The 18,705-nt window shown below is 70.1% G+C and carries 22 protein-coding genes; 10 read left to right on the forward strand and 12 right to left on the reverse strand.

Annotated elements, in window-relative coordinates; genetic code table 11:
• Window positions 1-3 precede the first annotated feature (3 nt).
• Together AC4BG9_RS17185 and AC4BG9_RS17190 are read right to left on the reverse strand one after the other, a co-directional pair.
• Entirely contained in the window at window positions 4-477 is a 474-nt protein-coding gene (locus AC4BG9_RS17185; protein WP_490572340.1) for a PGPGW domain-containing protein, read from the reverse strand.
• A 60-nt stretch (window positions 478-537) separates the two neighbouring features.
• A complete protein-coding gene (locus tag AC4BG9_RS17190; protein WP_490572341.1) occupies window positions 538-1,587 on the reverse strand; it encodes a hypothetical protein in 1,050 nt (349 codons plus the stop codon).
• 117 nt (window positions 1,588-1,704) lie between these two features.
• Between AC4BG9_RS17190 and AC4BG9_RS17195 the strand changes: the two genes are divergently transcribed.
• Entirely contained in the window at window positions 1,705-2,301 is a 597-nt protein-coding gene (locus AC4BG9_RS17195; RefSeq protein WP_490572342.1) for a TetR/AcrR family transcriptional regulator, read from the forward strand.
• 10 nt (window positions 2,302-2,311) lie between these two features.
• On the opposite strand, the gene AC4BG9_RS17200 is transcribed toward AC4BG9_RS17195, so the two are convergent.
• Window positions 2,312-2,953, reverse strand: coding sequence for a hemerythrin domain-containing protein (locus tag AC4BG9_RS17200; protein WP_490572343.1), 642 nt, complete (start codon window positions 2,951-2,953; stop codon window positions 2,312-2,314).
• 207 nt (window positions 2,954-3,160) lie between these two features.
• Here AC4BG9_RS17200 and AC4BG9_RS17205 point away from each other — a divergent pair, with 207 nt between their 5' ends.
• From AC4BG9_RS17205 to AC4BG9_RS17220, 4 genes are read left to right on the forward strand one after another with little or no spacing between them, the layout of a single operon-like run.
• The gene (locus AC4BG9_RS17205) at window positions 3,161-3,484 is read left to right on the forward strand and encodes a hypothetical protein (RefSeq protein WP_490572344.1); all 324 of its coding nucleotides are present in this window, start codon (window positions 3,161-3,163) and stop codon (window positions 3,482-3,484) included.
• Window positions 3,484-4,398 (forward strand): hypothetical protein, encoded by a 915-nt coding sequence (locus AC4BG9_RS17210; RefSeq protein WP_490572345.1) that lies wholly within the window; start codon window positions 3,484-3,486, stop codon window positions 4,396-4,398. Before AC4BG9_RS17205 ends, AC4BG9_RS17210 begins: the two co-directional genes overlap by 1 nt.
• Window positions 4,399-4,403: 5 nt before the next feature.
• Entirely contained in the window at window positions 4,404-4,904 is a 501-nt protein-coding gene (locus AC4BG9_RS17215; protein ID WP_490572346.1) for a hypothetical protein, read from the forward strand.
• A complete protein-coding gene (locus tag AC4BG9_RS17220; RefSeq protein WP_490572347.1) occupies window positions 4,905-5,861 on the forward strand; it encodes a hypothetical protein in 957 nt (318 codons plus the stop codon).
• 62 nt (window positions 5,862-5,923) lie between these two features.
• Here the strand turns inward: AC4BG9_RS17220 and AC4BG9_RS17225 are convergent, their stop codons facing one another.
• Together AC4BG9_RS17225 and AC4BG9_RS17230 are read right to left on the reverse strand one after the other, a co-directional pair.
• Window positions 5,924-6,463, reverse strand: coding sequence for a GNAT family N-acetyltransferase (locus AC4BG9_RS17225; protein WP_490572348.1), 540 nt, complete (start codon window positions 6,461-6,463; stop codon window positions 5,924-5,926).
• Window positions 6,464-6,523: 60 nt separating this feature from the next.
• Window positions 6,524-7,660 carry a glycosyltransferase 87 family protein gene (locus AC4BG9_RS17230; RefSeq protein ID WP_490572349.1) on the reverse strand — a complete coding sequence of 379 codons (1,137 nt, stop codon included), beginning with the start codon at window positions 7,658-7,660 and terminating at the stop codon, window positions 6,524-6,526.
• A gap of 191 nt (window positions 7,661-7,851) precedes the next feature.
• Between AC4BG9_RS17230 and AC4BG9_RS17235 the strand changes: the two genes are divergently transcribed.
• Window positions 7,852-8,517: a DUF6629 family protein gene (locus AC4BG9_RS17235; RefSeq protein ID WP_490572350.1), complete on the forward strand. Its 666-nt coding sequence runs from the start codon at window positions 7,852-7,854 to the stop codon at window positions 8,515-8,517.
• A 99-nt stretch (window positions 8,518-8,616) separates the two neighbouring features.
• On the opposite strand, the gene AC4BG9_RS17240 is transcribed toward AC4BG9_RS17235, so the two are convergent.
• Window positions 8,617-9,510, reverse strand: coding sequence for a DUF4437 domain-containing protein (locus AC4BG9_RS17240; RefSeq protein ID WP_490572351.1), 894 nt, complete (start codon window positions 9,508-9,510; stop codon window positions 8,617-8,619).
• A gap of 89 nt (window positions 9,511-9,599) precedes the next feature.
• Between AC4BG9_RS17240 and AC4BG9_RS17245 the strand changes: the two genes are divergently transcribed.
• The gene (locus tag AC4BG9_RS17245; protein ID WP_490572352.1) at window positions 9,600-10,157 is read left to right on the forward strand and encodes a TetR-like C-terminal domain-containing protein; all 558 of its coding nucleotides are present in this window, start codon (window positions 9,600-9,602) and stop codon (window positions 10,155-10,157) included.
• Window positions 10,154-10,897 carry a maleate cis-trans isomerase family protein gene (locus AC4BG9_RS17250; protein ID WP_490572353.1) on the forward strand — a complete coding sequence of 248 codons (744 nt, stop codon included), beginning with the start codon at window positions 10,154-10,156 and terminating at the stop codon, window positions 10,895-10,897. The genes AC4BG9_RS17245 and AC4BG9_RS17250 overlap by 4 nt, the downstream gene beginning before the upstream one ends.
• 686 nt (window positions 10,898-11,583) lie before the next feature.
• Here AC4BG9_RS17250 and AC4BG9_RS17255 read toward each other — a convergent pair.
• From AC4BG9_RS17255 to AC4BG9_RS17265, 3 genes are read right to left on the reverse strand one after another with little or no spacing between them, the layout of a single operon-like run.
• Window positions 11,584-12,348 carry a MerR family transcriptional regulator gene (locus AC4BG9_RS17255; protein ID WP_490572354.1) on the reverse strand — a complete coding sequence of 255 codons (765 nt, stop codon included), beginning with the start codon at window positions 12,346-12,348 and terminating at the stop codon, window positions 11,584-11,586.
• Window positions 12,342-13,103, reverse strand: a complete 762-nt coding sequence (locus AC4BG9_RS17260; RefSeq protein WP_490572355.1) for an ABC transporter permease — start codon at window positions 13,101-13,103, stop codon at window positions 12,342-12,344. Before AC4BG9_RS17260 ends, AC4BG9_RS17255 begins: the two co-directional genes overlap by 7 nt.
• Window positions 13,100-13,858, reverse strand: a complete 759-nt coding sequence (locus AC4BG9_RS17265; RefSeq protein WP_490572356.1) for an ABC transporter ATP-binding protein — start codon at window positions 13,856-13,858, stop codon at window positions 13,100-13,102. Before AC4BG9_RS17265 ends, AC4BG9_RS17260 begins: the two co-directional genes overlap by 4 nt.
• A gap of 209 nt (window positions 13,859-14,067) precedes the next feature.
• Between AC4BG9_RS17265 and AC4BG9_RS17270 the strand changes: the two genes are divergently transcribed.
• Complete coding sequence (locus AC4BG9_RS17270) at window positions 14,068-14,610, forward strand: hypothetical protein (protein WP_490572357.1); 543 nt, start codon at window positions 14,068-14,070, stop codon at window positions 14,608-14,610.
• A 260-nt stretch (window positions 14,611-14,870) separates the two neighbouring features.
• Window positions 14,871-15,887, forward strand: coding sequence for a magnesium and cobalt transport protein CorA (locus AC4BG9_RS17275; protein WP_490572358.1), 1,017 nt, complete (start codon window positions 14,871-14,873; stop codon window positions 15,885-15,887).
• 48 nt (window positions 15,888-15,935) lie between these two features.
• Here AC4BG9_RS17275 and AC4BG9_RS17280 read toward each other — a convergent pair whose 3' ends face one another.
• The 3 genes from AC4BG9_RS17280 to AC4BG9_RS17290 form a co-directional block, all read right to left on the reverse strand.
• Window positions 15,936-16,115 carry a hypothetical protein gene (locus AC4BG9_RS17280; protein ID WP_490572359.1) on the reverse strand — a complete coding sequence of 60 codons (180 nt, stop codon included), beginning with the start codon at window positions 16,113-16,115 and terminating at the stop codon, window positions 15,936-15,938.
• Window positions 16,112-17,695 carry a glycosyltransferase family 2 protein gene (locus AC4BG9_RS17285; protein WP_490572360.1) on the reverse strand — a complete coding sequence of 528 codons (1,584 nt, stop codon included), beginning with the start codon at window positions 17,693-17,695 and terminating at the stop codon, window positions 16,112-16,114. The genes AC4BG9_RS17280 and AC4BG9_RS17285 overlap by 4 nt, the downstream gene beginning before the upstream one ends.
• Window positions 17,696-18,045: 350 nt before the next feature.
• Window positions 18,046-18,651 carry a TetR/AcrR family transcriptional regulator gene (locus AC4BG9_RS17290; protein WP_490572361.1) on the reverse strand — a complete coding sequence of 202 codons (606 nt, stop codon included), beginning with the start codon at window positions 18,649-18,651 and terminating at the stop codon, window positions 18,046-18,048.
• Window positions 18,652-18,705 lie beyond the last annotated feature (54 nt).

The following is an 18,705-nucleotide window of genomic DNA, read 5'->3' on the forward strand; positions in this document are numbered from 1 at the left end:
GCGCTAGTCGTCCGCCAGGTCCTCGGACTGCGCGGCTGCGGCGCCATCCTCGCGGTCGCGGTAGTGCCGGTAGCTGTAGACGATCATCGCCAGGGCGATGAGGCCGGACCCGATCAGCGTGGCGCCGGTTCCCCAGCCGCCCAGCAGCCACCACGTGTCGGCGACGGGCCACCACGGGGGAGACGGGGGTCCGGCGCCCCAGAAGACACCGAACCCGATGATCACGCACGCTCCCAGCGTCGAGGCCATGATGCGCGGCCACGTCCTGACGCTGTCGGCGGCGGAGCGGTGTGCCGCCCTCTTCACCGGGGCGAGGCGGCGTTCTGCCCACTCGTACTGGGTGGCCAGGACGGCCATCCCCGCGAAGAGGGCGAGCAGGCCGGGGCCGGGGAGCACCAACGCCGCGAGACCGACGAGCACGAGCAGCCAGCCGACGGCCTGCAGCAGGACGTGCTTGACGGTGCTCGTGGCGCTCACGGCCGTCCTTCGTCGGGGGGTGGTCGGCATCTGCCGAGCGAGTCTAGCCTCGCTCGGCGCCTACGTGAGTGGCGTGGTGCTGGTGGCCGACGCCGGCTGGGGTGCCTGACGGGCGACGCCGAACGTGTGCAGGGCGAGGCCGAGGACCACCCAGGCGGCGAGGGTCAGACCCGCGACCAGTCCGCCCGCTCCGCCGAAGTAGGCGCCCGAGCGGACCAGGGTCCCGGCCGCGCCGGGCGGCAGGATCTGGCCGACCTCGCCCAGGCCCGACGGCAGCCAGGCGCCCGTGGTGGCGATGCCCGCGAGCGGGTTGCCGAGGAACATCATGGTCATCGCGCCGATCGTGAAGCCCTTGCCGCCGAAGGCCTGCTGGAGTCCGCTGAGCAGGAAGGCGAGGGCCGCGATGCCCAGTGCCATGGCGCCGGCGACGGGCCAGAAGGCGGACTCGATGCTGCCGAACCAGAAGCGCAGGACACCGGCGACGATCACACCGCCCGCGGCCGAGAAGGCGAGGAGGCCGCCGAGCCTCCACTTGTGGCGGCGGGGGAAGAGGGTGCGGAAGGCGACCACCGGGACGATGCCGCCGAAGACGAGCGGGAACGCGAGCCCGCCGATGCCGATGCCGGTGGGGTCGGAATCGGGCAGCGCCACCACGTCGCTGCTGCTGACCTCGGCGCCGAACGCCTGGCCCAGGGTCTGGGCGGTGGCGGCGACGGAGGAGGAGATGGCGGCAGAGCCTGCGCTCGCGACGACGGCGTGGATCTTGCCGGGGTCGACGACGAACCCACCGACCACCTCCCGGCCCCGGACGGCGTCGACCAGGGCCTGCTCGGAGTCGAACTGCTGGAGCTGGTAGGCGTCCGGGGCGGTGGTGGTCAGGTTCTGCTCCACCTTCGTGACTCCGGCAGCGGAGCCCACCACGCCGACCGGGAGGTCGTGGGCCCCGCTCTTGAGGGAGGGGAGAATGAAGAGGGCGAGCAGGATCACCAGAATGGCGGCGAGTCCCGCCGTCATGCCGAGCAGGGCCACCAGGGGCGGCGGCGTGCGACGGGTCGAGGTGTCGGTGATGGGCGTTCCGGCTGCCGGGGTCGCCGCGAGTGTCGGGGACAAGGCTTTCCTCTGCAATCAAACGTTGCGGAGGCGATCCCTCCACTTATGTGGAAGATAATCCTCCGGTTATTCTCGGCGAGTCAAATCGTCGGCACGAACGAGCAACAGGGGGGCCACATGCGGGCGGACGCAGCGAAGCGACGCAGGGAGATCGTCCGAGCGGCCAGGAGGCTCTTCGCCGCGGAAGGCGACGACGTCGCGCTGGAGTCGGTCGCCGACGCCGCCGGGGTCGGGATCGCCACGCTCTACCGGAACTTCGCGTCGAGGTCCGCCCTGACCGACGAGGTCGTCCTCGCGATCCTCCTCGACATGCGCACCGCCGCGGCCGAGGCGATGGCGGGGATGGCGAGCGACCCGGCCCGGATGTGGCGCGGCTACGTCCGCCGGCTCGTGGAGCTGGATCTCGGCGCTCTCGCGGCCGCGCTCGCGCGGTACCGGACCCAGGACATCTCCGCCCCCGTGCGGCAGGCCCAGGAGGAGACGCTGGCCGGCGTGGAGGAGCTGCTCGCAGCGGTAGCGGGGGCCGGCCTGGTCCGCGACGACCTCGACGCCCTCGAGCTGGTGCTGGCCGTCGGTCTGCTCACCCGTCCTCTGCCGGAGGCCATCCGCAGCGCGGCGCCGGACCTGGTGCCGAGGCTGGTCACCACCATGCTCGCGGGGATGGTGCCCGGACCGCGGCCCGCCTGGTTGGGTCCTGCCGACGAGGGGGAGTGACGACCTCCTCTCACCCTGACCAGACCGGAGCGACGGTCTTGCGATAGCCGCGCCCGAAGGTCCCGACGAGGGCCTTGCGGACCGGCACGGGGACCACTGCGTCGATCGCCCCGCGCTCTTCCGGCGTGGCGCCGTCCAGCAGCCAGGCGAGGAACCGGCCGGCCATGGGGAGACCTTGCTCCCTGCGGAGCTCACGGGTCATCCCGACGACCGCGGGGTGGTCGTGGTGAGCCAGGTAGACGGGCTCGATCTCGGCCTCCTCGTGGTCGAGGTGCGCGACGGTGACCTCACGCAGGTGCTCGAAGGCGGCCTGCGCGTGCGCGGCCCGCGCGGCATCGGGGGTGTCGACCAGTGCATTCACCGCCGCATCCGCGGTGGCCAGGGCGCGAGCCATGGTGTCGTGCTCGGCGTCCAAGGTGGCCAGCAGGTCAGCGCTCACCCCGAGCCGTTGCAGAGCGGGCCAGACGATCTCGTGCTCGCCCGTGTGGTGGTGGTGGAGCTGGTCCCGGAAGCTCTCCCACGCGGTCTGCAGCTCGGTCGCACGCCGCTGGTCGCCGGCCGGGAAGGCGGCGAGGGCGGTGACAAAGCGGCTCAGGTCACGTCGGACGGCGCCGTGGATCACCTTGTTCATGCTCATCCGTGGAGCGGCCATACGACGACTGTAGGACCGATCCGTGCTCCTGGGGACCCCCCGAATCGACTCCAGGAAGACCCACGCTGATCCTCACTGGCACGCCCGGTACCCCGGCGTACGAGTCGGCTGGGAGCGTGCCCCGCGCGCGTCGCTCATGAATGCGTGGCGCCGGTGGGGTTTCCGAGAAGTTCTGGGAGGGTAGGGCGTCCTACGGAGGAGGCACAGATGAGTGAAGCGCTCGGAGTTGAGGTCGGACGCGTGTGGCGCGCCGGCACCAGGACCCTGCCTGCGGTGGGAGACACGTTGCAGGCGGCACGTGCGGGGGTGAACACCTCGTTGACCCCGCTGCTCTCACGCTCCAGTGGTGTGGGGACCGACGTCAGCTCCTCGTTCGAGACGCTCCGAGCCCTGATCAACAAGGGGCTGCGCGAGACCCGGGAGGCGATCGTGGACTGCGGCACCGCTCTGGAGTGGGCGGCGGAGGACTTCCAGCTCACCGACCAGGCCGCCCGCGACGCCTATGCCCGCGAGAAGGCGAGGGTCGACTGATGGGGACGACGCCGGCCGACCTGATGGACCTGCAGGACAAGTTGATGGGCCGCTACAACAGCGGCTCGTGGGGCACGGGCTTCCCGGACAACCCCGCCGAGTTCGGCACCATCTTCGACAAGTTCGCCGATGTCCCGAACCCGGACGACTTCGGCGCCAAGACCGACGCGCTGCTCGACTCCCTCAAGAAGCTCGCCCCGGCCGGCTTCGACACGGACACCACCGGGAGCGACGGCCGGCCCGTCAGTGCCAGCGCGAACTCGGTGCTGGACCAGGTCGCCGCGGTCGGGGTCGAGCTCGACGACTGGACCGGTGTGGCCGCCGACGGGTTCTTCACCTGGTCCATGGGGTGGAAGACCGGGATCGCCAACCAGTTCAGTGCGATGCACGCGCTGCGGCAGCTGCTCCACGCCGAGGCAGCCGTCTGGACGGCCGCGATGGACGACCTCAAGAGGCTGGGCGACGCCGCCTACGAGGCGCTGGAGGCCGCCGACGACGAGTTTGACACCGGGTCCGGCGACTTCAAGGCGATGCTCCAGATCGCCGGCGCCGTCCTCGCGGTCGCCGGCGCCGTCCCGACCGGGGGAGCCTCGCTGTCCCTGGTGGCGGCGGTGGGCGCGGGCGTGACGGTCGCGAGCACGGGCATGGACCTCGTCGGGGCAGCCGACGAGGAGTCCGTGGAGATCCGCAGCTGCTGCCCCCGCGAGGTCCTCAACGACCTGAAGGCGGGGGTGCGCCTGGTGGAGGATGCGGTCAAGGCGGCCGAGGAGACCATCAAGGCCGACGTCGAGCGCAACATCAGCGAGATCGAGGCCAACTGGCGTGTCTACTGCCCGCCGGCCCCTGCTCTGACATCGGTGCGGCGCGACCACATCCACGCCTACGACGGACTCGGCACCTGGGGCCAGCGTTGAGCGGCATGGCCAGGCTGCGCGAGTCGTGGCAGAGCGTCGTCGTCACGACCGCCTCGCCCAACGGGGCGATCACCCTGAGCAACCACGGTGACGTCGAGCTCCGGTTCGCCGTGGATCCGGGCTGGCTCCAGCGCACGGACCTGACGACCTTCACCACCCAGCTGGTCCGGCTCTTCCGTCTGGCCTTCGTGGACCGCACCCGTGCCTACAACCGGAGCAAGGAGCTCGCCACCGGCATCGCGGTCGGCCCCATCGAGGCCAACGGCGACCCGCACGTGACGGAGTTCCTGGACCGCCGCGACTCACTGGTGGTCCAGGGTGCCTCCTGGGACGGCGCCGTGAGCGTGGTGGGGGTGGGGATGACCCGCTTCACGGTCGAGATCTCGGCCGAGGCCTGGGCGCGGCGCGACCACGCTGCCCTCGAGCGGGCCCTCGGCGAGGCCGCCACAGCCGCCCTGCGCGAGCAGTTCCGCCTGATGCAGGAGCTGAAGCGGGAGGGGCACTAGGTGCGACGTGCGTACGCGGGCCTCGCGCTGGGCGTCGTCCTGGTCGCGGCGGGGGCTGCCGGCTGCTCCCACGACGAAGGCGACTCCCTCGCGGTGGGCGCAGTGGCGTCGGCCGGTGCCGGGGTGAAGGGCCGGACTTTCGAGGTAAAGGTGCCGAGCGGCGCGATCACCGTCGTGGTCGGCGACCCGGTGGGCGAGGCCAACACCGACCAGGGCGTCGTGCGCCCCCCGGACGGTGGCGCGCTGGTCCCGGTCTCGTGGTCCCTGGACCGGGCGCTCAGCAACGGCGTCACCGGGTTCGACCAGGAGAGCGAGCTCGTCCTGATCACCTCCGAGGGCGAGACGCCGGTGGCGACCCTCGCCGACGGACCGGCCCCGGCTGATGCTGGTGTGGTGGCGGCCGTGGCCGGCTCGGGCGACGTCGAGGGCCTCACCGTCGAGTACGACGGCGTGGTTCAGCGCTTCGCCGCCGGCGGCGAGCGCGAGCCCGGCGTCGCCGACGAGCTGTACTCACCCCGAGCGGACGGCGAGCGCGTCGACTGCGACGACGCCTGGCAGATCGAGGGGGCTGCTGCTGACGCCGCCGCCGAGGTCGACTGCACCCTCCGTGCCTGGACCCTGCCCTACCTGCCCGAGGTCGGCTGGGTCGAAGAAGGCCGGGTGCACGCGGTGCTCGAGCCCGACCTGCGGGTCGCCAAGGTCGCTCAGGGCGGTGCGGAGTATCGGGCGACGTTCGCCGAGGCGACCACCGAGGTCAACGGGACCGAGGTCACCCCCGGCCTCGAGACCGGTGCGTCGGGAGCCGGCTCGGTCGGTGGACGGCTGGTCGTGCCCTCAGCCAGCGCTCCGCTGACGTGGCAGGCCCAGGTGCGGTTCACCCTGCGCGCCCGAGGTGTCGGTGGCTCCCTCGACGGAGCCCGAGTGACCCTGACCGGCGGACGGACGCTGGAGGGCTGACGTGCTGCCGATGGTGCTGAGGGTCGGCGTCGGCCCGGATGCCGGCTCAGCCGAGCCGAGCGTCACACCTTCGGTGGCAGTGCCCCGAACCACTGCGCTGCGTCGAACTGGGTGAACCGCGCGGCCTCCTCGAACCCCAGTCGCTCCGCCAAGCGCACAGCACGTGCGTTGGCGACCTGGGTGCACAGGACCACCGGCTCACCGGGGGACTCTCGCCTGAACCAGGCGAGCGCGGCGGAGCACGCCTCGTACGCATAGCCCCGGCCCCAGAACCTCGGGAGGAACAGGTACCCCAGCTCTGCCTCTCCGCCTTGCGGCCGGACGTGCCCGGGCAGCTCTGGGTCACGGCGGTCGAGTGTCACCATCCCGATCATCGAGCCGGCGAGGGCGACGACGAACTGGCCCGCGCGGCGTCTCGGGTGCTGAGGAACGGTTCGCTCCAGCTCGTCCTTGGGTCGCGGCCCGCCGAGGTAGGTCCCGACCTCCGGGGATGCGAAGAGGCCGACGATGGCCGAGCGGTCACGGATCTCGGGGCCGCGGAGCACCAGGCGCTCAGTCTCCAACGGAGGAAGCGTCCACTCGTCGGCCGGATGCACTGACATGTCCCAGAACGTAGTCCGGCGGCTGCGAGGTCTGGCGCCGCCGCGCGCTCGGCCGGGCCGTCATGGCTCGGGGAGTCGCGCCACGACCACCAGCACCACCACCCCGAGCACGACGTAGGGGCCGGAGAGGGCCACCTGGAGCGGGTGCCACGAGAGCTCCGGTCGGTCGCCGCCGGGGACCCGCCACACGAGGTAGGTCGCGGTGGTCGCCAGCACCGTGAGGAGCAGCAGCCGGGAGCGTTGCCAGCCGAGCACCAGCATCGGTACGCACCACACCCAGTGATGGCTCCACGAGATCGGCGAGACCAGGAGCCCGGTCGCAGCGATGGCCACCAGTCCGCCCAGGTCGTCGCCGGCGCGACCGGCCCGGACGGCCACGGCGGTCCCGACGAGCAGGACGACGAGCACCGCCAGGAGCATCACCGCGAGCTGCCAGCCGCCGGGGTCGCGGTCGCCGAAGGTGCGGACCAGCCATCCCCGCACCGACTGGTTCGAGACGTTCTCGGGCCGCCCGACCCGTCGGTCGTCGAAGAGGTGGCGGGTCCAGAAGTCCCAGGTCGCCCGCCGGTCGACGAGCGCGGACAGCAGCACGGTGCCGCCCGCCGCCACGACGGCCGTGGCGCCGGCTCGGCGCGGCCCGGCCAGCAGCAGGTAGACGATGAAGATCGCCGGCGTCACCTTCATCCCGGCGGCCAGGCCGGTGCCGATCCCGGCCCAGCGGGTGTCGCGCAGCACGGTCAGGTCGCCGAGGACGAGGGCGAGGAGCAGCAGGTTGACCTGGCCGAACCCGATGGTGGACTGCACCGGCTCACACCACACGGCAACCGCGAGCAGCACTGCCGTCCCCGTGCTCAACCGGCTGCCCTCGAGGCCGGCCAGGCGGAGCGAGAGGTGGCCCACCGCCGCCAGCAGGACGAGGTTGGCCAGCACCGACGCGAGCTCGAGGGGGCCCGACGGCACGAAGGTCGCAGGAACGAAGAGGATCGCGGCGAACGGGGGATAGGTGGCCAGGCCGTGCACCCCCGGCAGGGCGCCGTAGAGGTCCGACCCGAGCCGCAGCGCCATGCCCTCGGCGCGGTAGACGGCGAGGTCGTGGAAGCGGGGCACGACGTCGCCGCGGATCGTCCGCAGGGCCAGGCGGCAGGCCACCGAGACGGCGGCGAGCGTCCAGGCCCTCCGAGGTGTCAGGGTGGGCACCCGACCACGGTCGCCGCGCCACGCACCGCCTGGCAGGGTCCACGAGGACCTCAACCGACGGGTCCTTAGCCCCTGGCCGAGGTCCGTGAGCCAGCGCAGCAAGTCCCGGGGGTGGCCCCTCTGCCCCCGCCTGGCGGCGCCGGGGTTTCCACCCACCGGCACGGGGGTACCGGCTGGGTGTGTGCTTCTCGATGAGCGCCGATGTGACCGCCGGGCTGGCCCTGCTCCCCGTCGCGGTGGTCTCCCTGCGCGAGGTGCGCACCGCTCGGGAGCTCCCGTTCGCGTCGCTGCCCCTGCTCTTCGCGCTGCACCAGCTGACCGAGGCGCTGGTCTGGCACGGCGCGTCCGACTACGTCTCGGCCGGGGTCCAGGACGCAGCCGCGCTGCTCTACGTCCTCTTCGCCTTCCCGGTCCTGCCGCTCTTAGTGCCGCTCGCGGTGCTGCTGCTCGAGCCGCGGGGATTTCGCCAGCGGGTGGCGCCGTTCGTCGCGCTCGGCGCGGTGGTCTCGGCGTACCTGCTCTGGGCGGTGCTCGACGGCCCCCTCCTGGTCAGGGAGGAGCCGCACGCACTGGTCTACGACGTCGACCTGACGTGGGGGTCGATGTGGGCCGTGCTCTACATCGTGGCGGTGATCGGCCCCTCGGTGCTGTCGGGCTACCCCTCGATCGTCGCCTTCGGGCTGCTCAACCTGGTCGGGCTCTCGGTCGTCGCCATCGTCTACGTCCAGGCCTTCGCGTCGCTGTGGTGCGTCTACGCCGCGCTGACCTCGGGTCTGGTCGTCGTGCACATGATGCTGCGCCGCCGGCTGTCCGACCTCCATCGCCTCGAGGGCTACGCAACGCCCGCACCCGCCTGAGCCTCTCGGCTGTCAGGGGGCGTCACCTCCGTCACCGACCTGGCGCCGGCGTGGCGGTCCCGGGACAGGTGTCGAGGTCTCCCGGGACCGCCCTCGCCGTCACTGGTAGGTCGGGTCCGCCCAGGGGCCGAGGCTGCGCGAGCGCACGGGCTGCACCGGGCGCGGGGCGGCGGTGCGGGGGAAGCCCTCGCCCCAGTTGGTGGGGGTGCCGAGCATCTCGATGCGGGCGTCCTCGGTGTACCAGTCGACCAGGTCGCTGTCGGAGCGCATCAGCCACGTGCAGCCGTGCTCGCGGTGGGCGACGAAGTCGCCGTGGCGCACCAGCGGCGGGCGGTAGAAGTAGGTGCCGGGCCACATGTTGCCGAAGCTGTACTCGAAGCCGCCCTCGAGGCAGTACGCCTCCTCGCTGCAGGGGTGGTGGGCGAGGGGGTGCTCGACCCAGCCCGGCTTGGCCTTGATCAGCCGGGTGTAGAAGCCGGTCTTCTCGTCGCGGTGCAGCAGCTTGATGTAGAGACCGGGGACGGGGGTGCCGCCGAGGTCGAAGCGCATCGGGCTGCCGTCCTCCACGTCGATCCACGGCATGTCGCGGGTCTGCAGGACGATCAGCTGCTGCTCGGGGCGGACGCTGGGCGAGTCGGCGTCGGCGGGGGTGAAGGTCCAGTCCCCGAACTCGCGGAACACCAGCACGACCGACCCCTCGGCGACCTCCAGGGGCGGGGTCAGGACGCCGGTGCTGGCGTGCCAGTAGCCCTCGGGACCCAGCACGGTGTCGCCGATGCGGACCTGGCCCTCCAGCACGTACCACTCGGTCTCGGCCGCGTGGACGCCGGCGGGACGCGACCAGTCGGTGGTGAAGTGCACCTTCAGCGACGCCGATCCGTCCTCCTCGTCGTAGCAGAGGTTGCGCTGCCGGGCGGTGCCGGTGGCGTGCTCGAACTCGGCGACGTGCCAGATCAGGTCACGCTCGTCGATGGTCTCGACGTGGGGGCGCATGGGTCTCCTCGGGTGATGGTGGGCCGTCAACTTAGCGATACAACATGTACTGATATCACATTAGCGGTGCATGTTGTATCGTTATGTTCATGTCCAGGACCGGACGGCCCGCGGGGCCGGCGAACGACACGACCACCACGGTGCTGACCGCGGCGCTGGAGCTGCTGCTGACCGAGGGTGCGACCGCGCTGACGGCGCAGCGCCTGCACCAGGTGACAGGGGTGTCCCGGTCGACGATCTACCGGCACTGGCCCACGCCGACCGACGTCCTGGCTGCGCTCATCGACGTCGCCCCCAGCCCGCGTCGTACGCCCACGGGCGACGTGGCGCAGGACCTCCACGCGGAGGTCGACGCCCTGTGCAACCGGCTCCGGGACAAGCCCGTGGCGGCGTTCCTGCAGGCGCTCGCCGCGACCGGGGGATCGGACCCCGCGGCCGCGGAGCTGCGGCGGCGCTACGTCGGGGACCTGCTGGCGCCCTTCCAGGCCGTGCTCCGCGACGCCGGGGTGTCTCGGACCGCGGCGGACGACGCGGTGGCCGCGATCCTCTCGCCGCTGCTCGTCGACGCGCTGCTGCTCGACCGGCCGACGGCTCGCGCGCGTGCGCACCGGGCGGTCGACCTGCACCTCTCGGAGGTCGCCCGATGACGAACGTCGTGGGCCCCCGCGCCGTGTTCGGGGTGATCGTCCCCAGCACCAACACCGTCGTCGAGCACGACTACTGGCGCGCCGGCGTCGGGGGCGTGGCCTTCCGGGCCGGCTCGATGTACATCGAGAACCCGACCATGGACGGCGACGCGGGCTTCGAGGCGCTGCTGCTGCAGATCCGGGCCTCCATCGACACCGCGGTGCGGGACGCCCTCACCGCGGAGCCCGACCGGCTGGTCATGGGCATGTCGGCGGAGACGTTCTGGGGCGGCGTGGAGGGCAACGCGGCGTTCGAGCGCCGGTTGCGCGAGCGCACGGGCCTGCCGGTCACCACCGGCGCGAGCTCCTGTCGTGCGGGGCTCCGGGCGCTGGGCGTACGCCGGATCGCGGTGTTCTCGCCCTACCAGCCCGTGGCCGACCGCGAGGTGGGCCGCTTCTTCACCGAGGCGGGCTTCGACGTCGCCGCGATCACCGGCCTGCGCTGCGCGACCGCGACCGGCATCGCCCGCGTCGCGGAGCCGAGGCTGCGCGAAGTCGTCGCCGAGCTCGACGGTCCGGACGTGGAGGCGATCGTGCAGGTGGGCACGAACCTGTCCTTCGTCGGCCTCGCCGAGACGCTGGAGGTCGAGCTCGGCAAGCCGGTCGTCGCCATCAACTCCGCCACGCTCTGGCACGCGCTGCGCGAGCACGGGATCGAGGACCGGGTCCCCGGCGCGGGCGTCCTGCTGCGCGAGCACTGACGTCCGCTGCTGCGAGGTCCTGTTCAGCGACCTCGAGGACGCCATCCGCACCGCCGGCGCCAATCACTGGAAACGGGCAGGGACCGCGCTCAGCCGACCCGGATGACGCGTGAGGTCGATCCGGTGCGGTCGCTGTCGTTGGCCGGGCGCGGATCGCAGGAAGCAGGACGACACCAGGTGTGGAGGGTGTTCGACGAAGGTGACCAACGGTGTTCAACCAGTCGAGGTCGGGGTCGCTGGAGTAGATGTCAGGGGGCAGTCGGTCAGGCGGTGCTGGCCAGCGCCAGGCTTCCTTGGAAGCCAGTCCCTGCCAGGCGGACGACTTGGCATGAGTGACGAGAGTGACCTCGAGCGCGCCCCGTCGCCCGTTGGGCCACTCGAGCATGAAGTCCACTGCAGACTGACGGCCGTCGGCGTCGTACTTCCTTGCATCGACGCCAAGAGCGTGGCTTACGAGATGCGCTGCAATGTCTTCCGCTCGGCCAGCCAGTTCACTCGCACCCCCATTCTGGGCGCAGCGAACGCAGGATCAACCGCCCCGGCGAGTTAGCCCCGTTCAGGACGATTGGCTGGCCGCACTCCGGTGGCTTCATGAATGGAAGGCGGCTCGGGCACCCCCCATGTTTGGCGCGCGAGCACGACCGTGCTGCGAGGGCGTTCCCTACAGGTGCAGCTGGACAACTCGTCTACGGCTTCGCATGCCCAGGGCGCAGGTTGGTCCAGCCGGTCCAGCCGCGCTCCTCGAGCCGACGCAGGATCCGGTGCGCGCCCGGGACCGAGTTCAGGAACACAGCGTCCAGCAACGCTGCCAAGTCATCGGGCAGCCCGTCTTGGTCCCACGCCGCCCCCGGCATGGCCTCGAACTCCGCAGCGAGCCGGTCGGCGACCTCCTCCAGACGCGGGTCCCGGGCAGACCACGTCGTGACTTCGGCGAGATCCCGGTAGAGGTTGCGCACGCGGGGGTCATCAAGCTCCTGGTTCTTCATCTCCATGTAGAACGGCATCCGTTCCGGCAGCTGTGCGGCCACGAGGACCCAGGCGTCGCGCTCGGCCTCGACCATCTTCGCGGGTACGCCGACCTCGCGCAGCCGGTCGAGGTAGGTGACCGCCTCCGGCGGGAGCGCCAGGCTGTCGCCGGCGGCGAGAAGCGCGATCCGTCGCCGGTGCTGCTGGCGGTCCTTGATCTCCGCGCGCAGCCGGCCGTCGATCTCGTGGACCGCCGTGGCGAAGGAGTCGTCGTCGGCGGCCAACAGTTCCTGCACGCGCGACAGCGGGACTCCTGCCTCGGCGAGCGTCCGGATCCGGATCAGCTCGACGACGGCGGCAGCGTCGTACCGCCGATAGCCGGAGTGGTCGCGCTCAGGCTCCGCCATCAGCCCGGTGGCGTGGTAGTGGCGGACCGCGCGCACGGTCACCCCGGCGTAGGTCGCGAGCTGGCTGATGGTCAGCATGCAGTCATTCTCCGCTTGTAGCTACGCATTGCCAGTGCGTAGCCGAGGACCAGCAGGCCGGCGCACCACGCCAGCGCGGTCCAGGCGTCGGTCCCCAGCGGCTGCTCGGCGTAGAGATTGCGGAGCGTGTCGACGAGTGAGGTCACGGGTTGGTGCTCGGCGAACCAGCGCACCGGCCCGGGCATGCCCTCGGTCGGCACGAAGGCGGAACTGAGGAAGGGGAGGAACAGCAGTGGGTAGGCGAACCCACCTGCACCGTCAGCTGACTTGGCGCTCAAGCCGGCGATGACCGCGAGCCAGGTGAGTGCCAGCGTGAAGAGCACCATGAAGCTGATCACCGCGAGCCAGGCGAGTGGACCGGCGCTGGACCGGAAACCCATCAGCAGGGCCACCAGTACGACCAGCACGAGCGAGACCAGGTTCGCCACCAGGGAGGTGAGCACATGTGCCCACAAGGTCGCGGACCGGGCGATCGGCATCGAGTGGAACCGGTCGAAGACACCGCCCTGCAGGTCCAGGAACAGCCGGTACGACGTGTACGCGACTCCCGAGGCGACGGTGATCAGCAGGATCCCGGGGAGCAGGTAGTCGACGTACTCACCGCTGCGCTCGCCGGTGTCGATCGCTCCGCCGAAGACGTAGACGAAGAGCATCAGCATGGCCACCGGCGTGAGGGCTGTGGTGACGATGGTGTCGGGGCTGCGCATGATGTGGCGCAGCGACCGCTTCGTCAGGACCACGGTGTCGCGAATCATGAGGTGCTCCCCACGATGCTGAGGAAGATCTCTTCCAGGGTGGGCTGCTTCTCGACGTACTCGAGCTTCGCCGGAGGCAGGAGGGCCTTGAGCTCGGCCAACGTGCCGTCTGCGATGATCCGGCCGCCGTGGAGGATCGCGATCCGGTCGGCGAGCTGCTCGGCCTCGTCGAGGTACTGCGTCGTCAGCAGAACCGTCCTGCCCTGGCCAGCCAGCTCCCGCACCGTCTTCCAGACCTCGAGCCGCGACTGCGGGTCCAGCCCGGTCGTCGGCTCGTCGAGGAAGAGAACCCTCGGGCTTCCAACCAGGCTCATCGCGATGTCGAGCCGCCGCCGCATGCCGCCGGAGTACGTCGCCACCCGCCGCCCGCCGGCATCTCTGAGGTCAAACCTGGCCAGGAGGTCGTCAGCGATATCTCGGGGGTGGGGCAGGTGCCGCAGCTCCGCGATGAGCTCGAGGTTCTCCCGGCCGGTGAGGATCTCGTCGACGGCAGCGAACTGGCCGGTCAGGCTGATCGACTCCCTCACCCGGGCCGGTGCGGTGACGACGTCGTGGCCGTCGACCGAGGCGAGGCCGCCGTCCGCCAGGAGGAGAGTGGCGAGGATCCTGACGAGGGTGGTCTTGCCGGCGCCGTTGGAACCGAGCAGGGCGTAGATGCTGCCGCCCGGCACACTCAGGTCGACACCCTGGAGCACCGCGTGGTCGCCGAAAGACTTGGTCAGCCCAATGAGCTGGATGGCTGGTGTGGTGGTCATGCACGCATCGTGAAGCCCTGACGCTGCGTCAAGGTCAAGGGAATGTCGAGTCCGCCCCTGCCGCTGACGAAGTCCGAAGACTCAACGCCACACCGACGACGAGCGGGGCAGAGGTCGCCACGACAAGAAGTGAAGGATCCCGTCAGCGCACTGCCAAAATTGCGTTAGCTCTCTGCAGAGAGGCGTCCGCGCCCCCGCACCATCGAGCCATGACCCATACCGCTACCACGCATGACGACCTGGACAACCTGCTCGTCGCGACGAATCAGGCCCTCGAGAGCGCTCTCGCCGCCGTCCTGAACGCAGACAAGCACGCGGCACGTGAGGTGCTAAGAACTTCAGCGGCTCGTGGCCGGGCCCGCGCAGCGGCGATCGACGCGCTGCGAATCAGGACCGCCTTGCCTCTGCCCCGTCTGATGCACGAACTCCAATTCGCCGACGACATCGGCGAAGTCAGTGAAGTGGCCGACCAACTCGCCCGCCACATCCTGGGCGGAGGTGATTCCACCGTCCTCACCTCCAGCCAGCTCGGCTACGTCCGGGCGCTCAGTGACGCCGCCAACCGGCGTCTCCACGACCTGCGCGACGGGCTCACCGGGCCGAGCCTGAATCATGAGTACCGCAACTGTGGCGACACGCTCCGCGAAGCCGGCGCGCAGTGTTCGCACCACCGCTCAGCGACCCTCACGCTTTGCGCGGCTCTCGCCTCAGCACTGATACGCGCCTCACGCCACGCGACCCACGCCGCCTGAGCCCAGACACTGGCGAGCATCCTCGGACCGAGACCGCAGTCGGTTCTGTATCCGCGCGGAGCTTCGAGGGACTGGATATAGCGGTGCCCGGGCCGTCGCGCTCGGCTGTGAACCCGGCGGAGAAGGTGCCGTAAGCAGTTCACCATGATCGTGCTGGAGTCAGTGCCCTAGGTCAATGTGTCTCCTATCCGTGCAGCAGTCCCGTTGAATGAGGGCCCGCAAGCGATTCGGCGTCGCACGATGCAAGAAGAAGGTCCTTAATGGGAATCGTCAACAACGCGGTCTACCTGGCCGGTGCTCGCTGCGCCGTCCCTCCGTCCCTCGAGCTGACGTACGAGACGATGGCCGAGACCGGCGGCATGGGATGGATCGGCCTGTATCGGCCGACCCGCGAGGAAATGGACTCGGTCGCGTCAGAGTTTGCGCTCCACGACCTGGTCGTGGACGACGCCATTAAGGCGCACCAGCGCCCGAAGATTGAGCGCTACGGCGATGTGCTCTTCATCGTGCTGCGCCCGGCGCGCTACGTCGACGCGGAGGAACGGGTCGAGTTCGGCGAGATCCACGTCCTGACCGGGCCCAACTTCGTCATCACCAGCCGCTACGCCGAGACCCCGGACCTAGGTGTCGTCAGGAAGCGTCTAGAAGGTTCGGCCAAGCTGCTCGGGCTCGGGCCCGAGGCGGTCCTCTACGCCATCCTCGACCAAGTGGTAGATGAGTACGAGCCGGTTGTTGCTGGACTGGCCAACGACATCGACGAGATCGAGTTCCAGGTCTTCGACGGAGACCCCGCGGTGTCCCGGCGCATCTACGGCCTGCTGCGCGAGGTGATCCAGTTCCAGCGCGCTACCCAGCCGCTGGCCGGGATGCTTGAGGCGCTCAAGGACGGCTTCGACAAGTACGACGTGGACGAGGAGCTGCGGCATCATCTCCGCGACGTCGAGGATCACACGATCAAGATCATCGACCGTGTTGACAACTTCCGGACCCTGTTGGAGCACGTCCTCACCGTCAACGCAACCCTGGTCGGGCAGCGACAGAACGAGGAGACGCAGCGGTTGACCCAGGCGCAGTTCGCCCAGAGTGAGGAGGTCAAGAAGATCTCGTCCTGGGCCGCGATCCTGTTTGCCCCGACCCTTGTCGCTGGAATCTACGGCATGAATTTCACACACATGCCGGAACTGAACTGGCGTCTGGGATACCCGCTAGCGCTCATCTCGATGGTCGCCGGGTCAGCCATCCTCTACGCGATCTTCAAACGACGCAATTGGATCTGACCGCGACCGTCCATCAGCCCCTGGGGCCCGAGTCCGAGCCTCAGGCCGCTACCGCCGGCGCAGTCTGGGCAACAGCTTGGAGATGCTCAGGACTGCGTAGATCAGGGTGTTCGCGGCAACGAATGCGGCCAGGATCTGGTACCAGCCGGAGGTGAGGACTGAGGTCGGCAGCACGATCCCCCAGGTGACGAGTGTGTCGAGCGCAGCTGCCAGCGTCAACGCGGTCACGGTGCCGCCGCCTCGGGAATGGAGTGTCGTCCGGCCTCGGGTGCGGTCGCCCCGGTGCGGGTGACGTTGTTCCAGCCGGCTTCGCGACCCGTGGCGATGTCGAAGATCGACTTGACGAACACGGCTTGGAGGAACAGGTCGTAGGCGAGCTCGATGAAGATGGGTAGCGCGAGGAACCGTCCGGCCCAGCCGGCACGCCACGCGGTCACGATGCGCTCGAGGAGGAAAACTGCGCCCACGACGACCCAGAACCAGGTGAACGCGACTTGGTCGGCGGCGAGGAGCGTGATGGTCATCAAGACCAGGAAGCTGTTCAGGGCTATGACGCCCCAGCCGATGCCGAACTGCTGGACCCAGTACAGGCCGGTCGGGCGGGTGGGTCCGTAGTTGGAGATGTTCTCCAGGGCGCCGCGCTGCCACCGCGAGCGTTGGCGCCACAGCGCACGCCACGTCACCATGATCTCGGTGACGTTGGTGCACTCGGGTGGGGAGACCAGCTTTGCTCCCAGGGACTTCAGGGCCAAGGTGAGCTCGTTGTCCTCGGTGAGGGCGGCCGTGTCGTAGACGGCGCCCGTCTCGCCGGGGATCAGGGTGCCGCGGGCCGCGGCGACGGTGCGCAGCCCGTGGGCGCGGATCAGCGATGCGGTGCCGGACAGGACGAACACCTTGCCGTGGCGTCGGTCGATGTACCGGGCGTACCGGGTGTACTCGTTGCGTTGGAGCGCGCCGACGAGGCCGCCCCCCGGCTCGCCGTGGAAGATGCCGCCGACCGCGATCAGGTCGGGGTCGGCCTCGAGGCTGCGGGTCGCGGCTGCGAGGAAACCGCCCCCCAACGTGGTGTCAGCGTCCATCACCAGGACGGCATCGTCCTGGTCGAGGGTCGGGAGGATCTCAGCGAGGGCCTGGTTCAGTGCCCCAGCCTTCTTGTCTCTGTTGGCGATGGTGACGAACACCTCCGCGCCGGTGGCGCGGGCGAGGTCCGCGGTGGCGTCGGTGCAGTTGTCAGCCACCACGATGACGCGGTCGGGAGTGCGGGTCTGCGAGGCAAGGGAGGCGAGCGCCTCACTGATCGTGTCCTCCTCGTTGTAGGCCGGGACCAGCACGGTGACCCGGACGCTCGTCCCGCCGAGGGCGGGGTTCGACACCGCATCGGTGGAGACCCCGGTCAACGCACTCGGCAGGAAACGACGGGCGCGGGACGCGCTGGGTGTACGCCGGTCGGCGAGGAGGTGCTGTGCTCGGACGGTGATGGGGCCCTGGGTCAGGGTGTGCGGGTCGAGCCCGGCCAGGACGGCCAGACCGGCGCGGAGCTCCTCGGTCACGAGCGCCATCGTGAGTGCCGCTGCGAGCAGGACCAGTCCCACCAGCGCGGACCACGCCGGGACCCGGGCGGTGACGTCAAAGGTCCAGACGGCGGCGACGGGGCCGCGTCCGACCAGGAAGAGAGTGAGGAGCGCAGCGACCGCGAGGGCGGCGATGGCCAGGACTGCGAGAGCCCAGGTGATCAATGTCAGCCGGACGAGACGGACTCGCGGAGTGGTGTTGGGGAGGACGCGCACTGTTCGGAGGTGAAACTCCACGGGGGCCTCCTTCGCTGGTGCGCCCAGGAGGTGTCCTGGGCGGTCACGCCGTCGCGTAGGGCGTCACTGTGACCGTACGGGGCCTTGAGGCCCTTCGCAGGATCCGGGCGGAATTGAGCTGACCAGGTGAGCGTCCAGGTGCGGAACCTCCTGGTGTCACCCCTTTTTCTGGAGGGCTGACCAGGCGGAAGTTTCAGGTCACCCAAACGCGAACGGATCACCCTCGAACCGTTGCGGGCCGGCAGCTATCCCGTCGTCCGCGACCTCGTCGTGGACCGCTCGGCCCTCGACAGGGTCATCCAAGTGCTTCCTACCGGGAAGCAGTCTTGTGCTTGCTCGGCGGTCGCGCACTACTCCCGGTCGCTTGCGCGGAGCCGGGTGAGCGTCCAGCGCAGTGGACCCTCCACGTCAGTACTCGGGTCGAGCATCTGTCGGATCATGAGTCCCTCATGGAGGGTGAGGAAGCCGCGGGCAGCCGCAGCGCAATCGACGTCGGCGGCAATGAGACCGGCGGTCTGCGCCCGGTCGAACACGTCGGTCAGTTCTTGGTCCCAGGCCGCGGCACGCTGTCGGACGAAGACTGCGGCCACGTGGTCGGGTTGCGCTGCGACGTTCAGCTTGAGGCTGATCCACAGCCGGGTCCAGGCAGGGGTGGAGCGGCGGCGTTCGGCGACGCGTGCGTAGGCACTGACGAGGTCGTCGACGTCCAGCAGAGCGCCCTCGTCGAAGAACTGGCGATCAGCTTCCTCCTGAGCGACGAGCACGCCCAGCAGGAGGTCGTTCTTGGATGCGAAGTGGTGCTGCAGGCCGCTGTGGGTGATCCCGACTCGGGCGGCGATGGATCGCAGTGAGGCGGCCTCGAAACCCGCTTGCGAGAACTCCTCCAACGCCGCGTCGAGGATCGCGGCCCGTTTCGCCAGTCCGACCTTGTACGGCCCGCGCCCCAACTTCGTCACTCCTCCAGTATCTCGCACGACGGTGCCACCTATGGGACGCGCAGGGTGTTCGGG

Source organism: Nocardioides sp. Z40_12 (assembly GCF_058215795.1).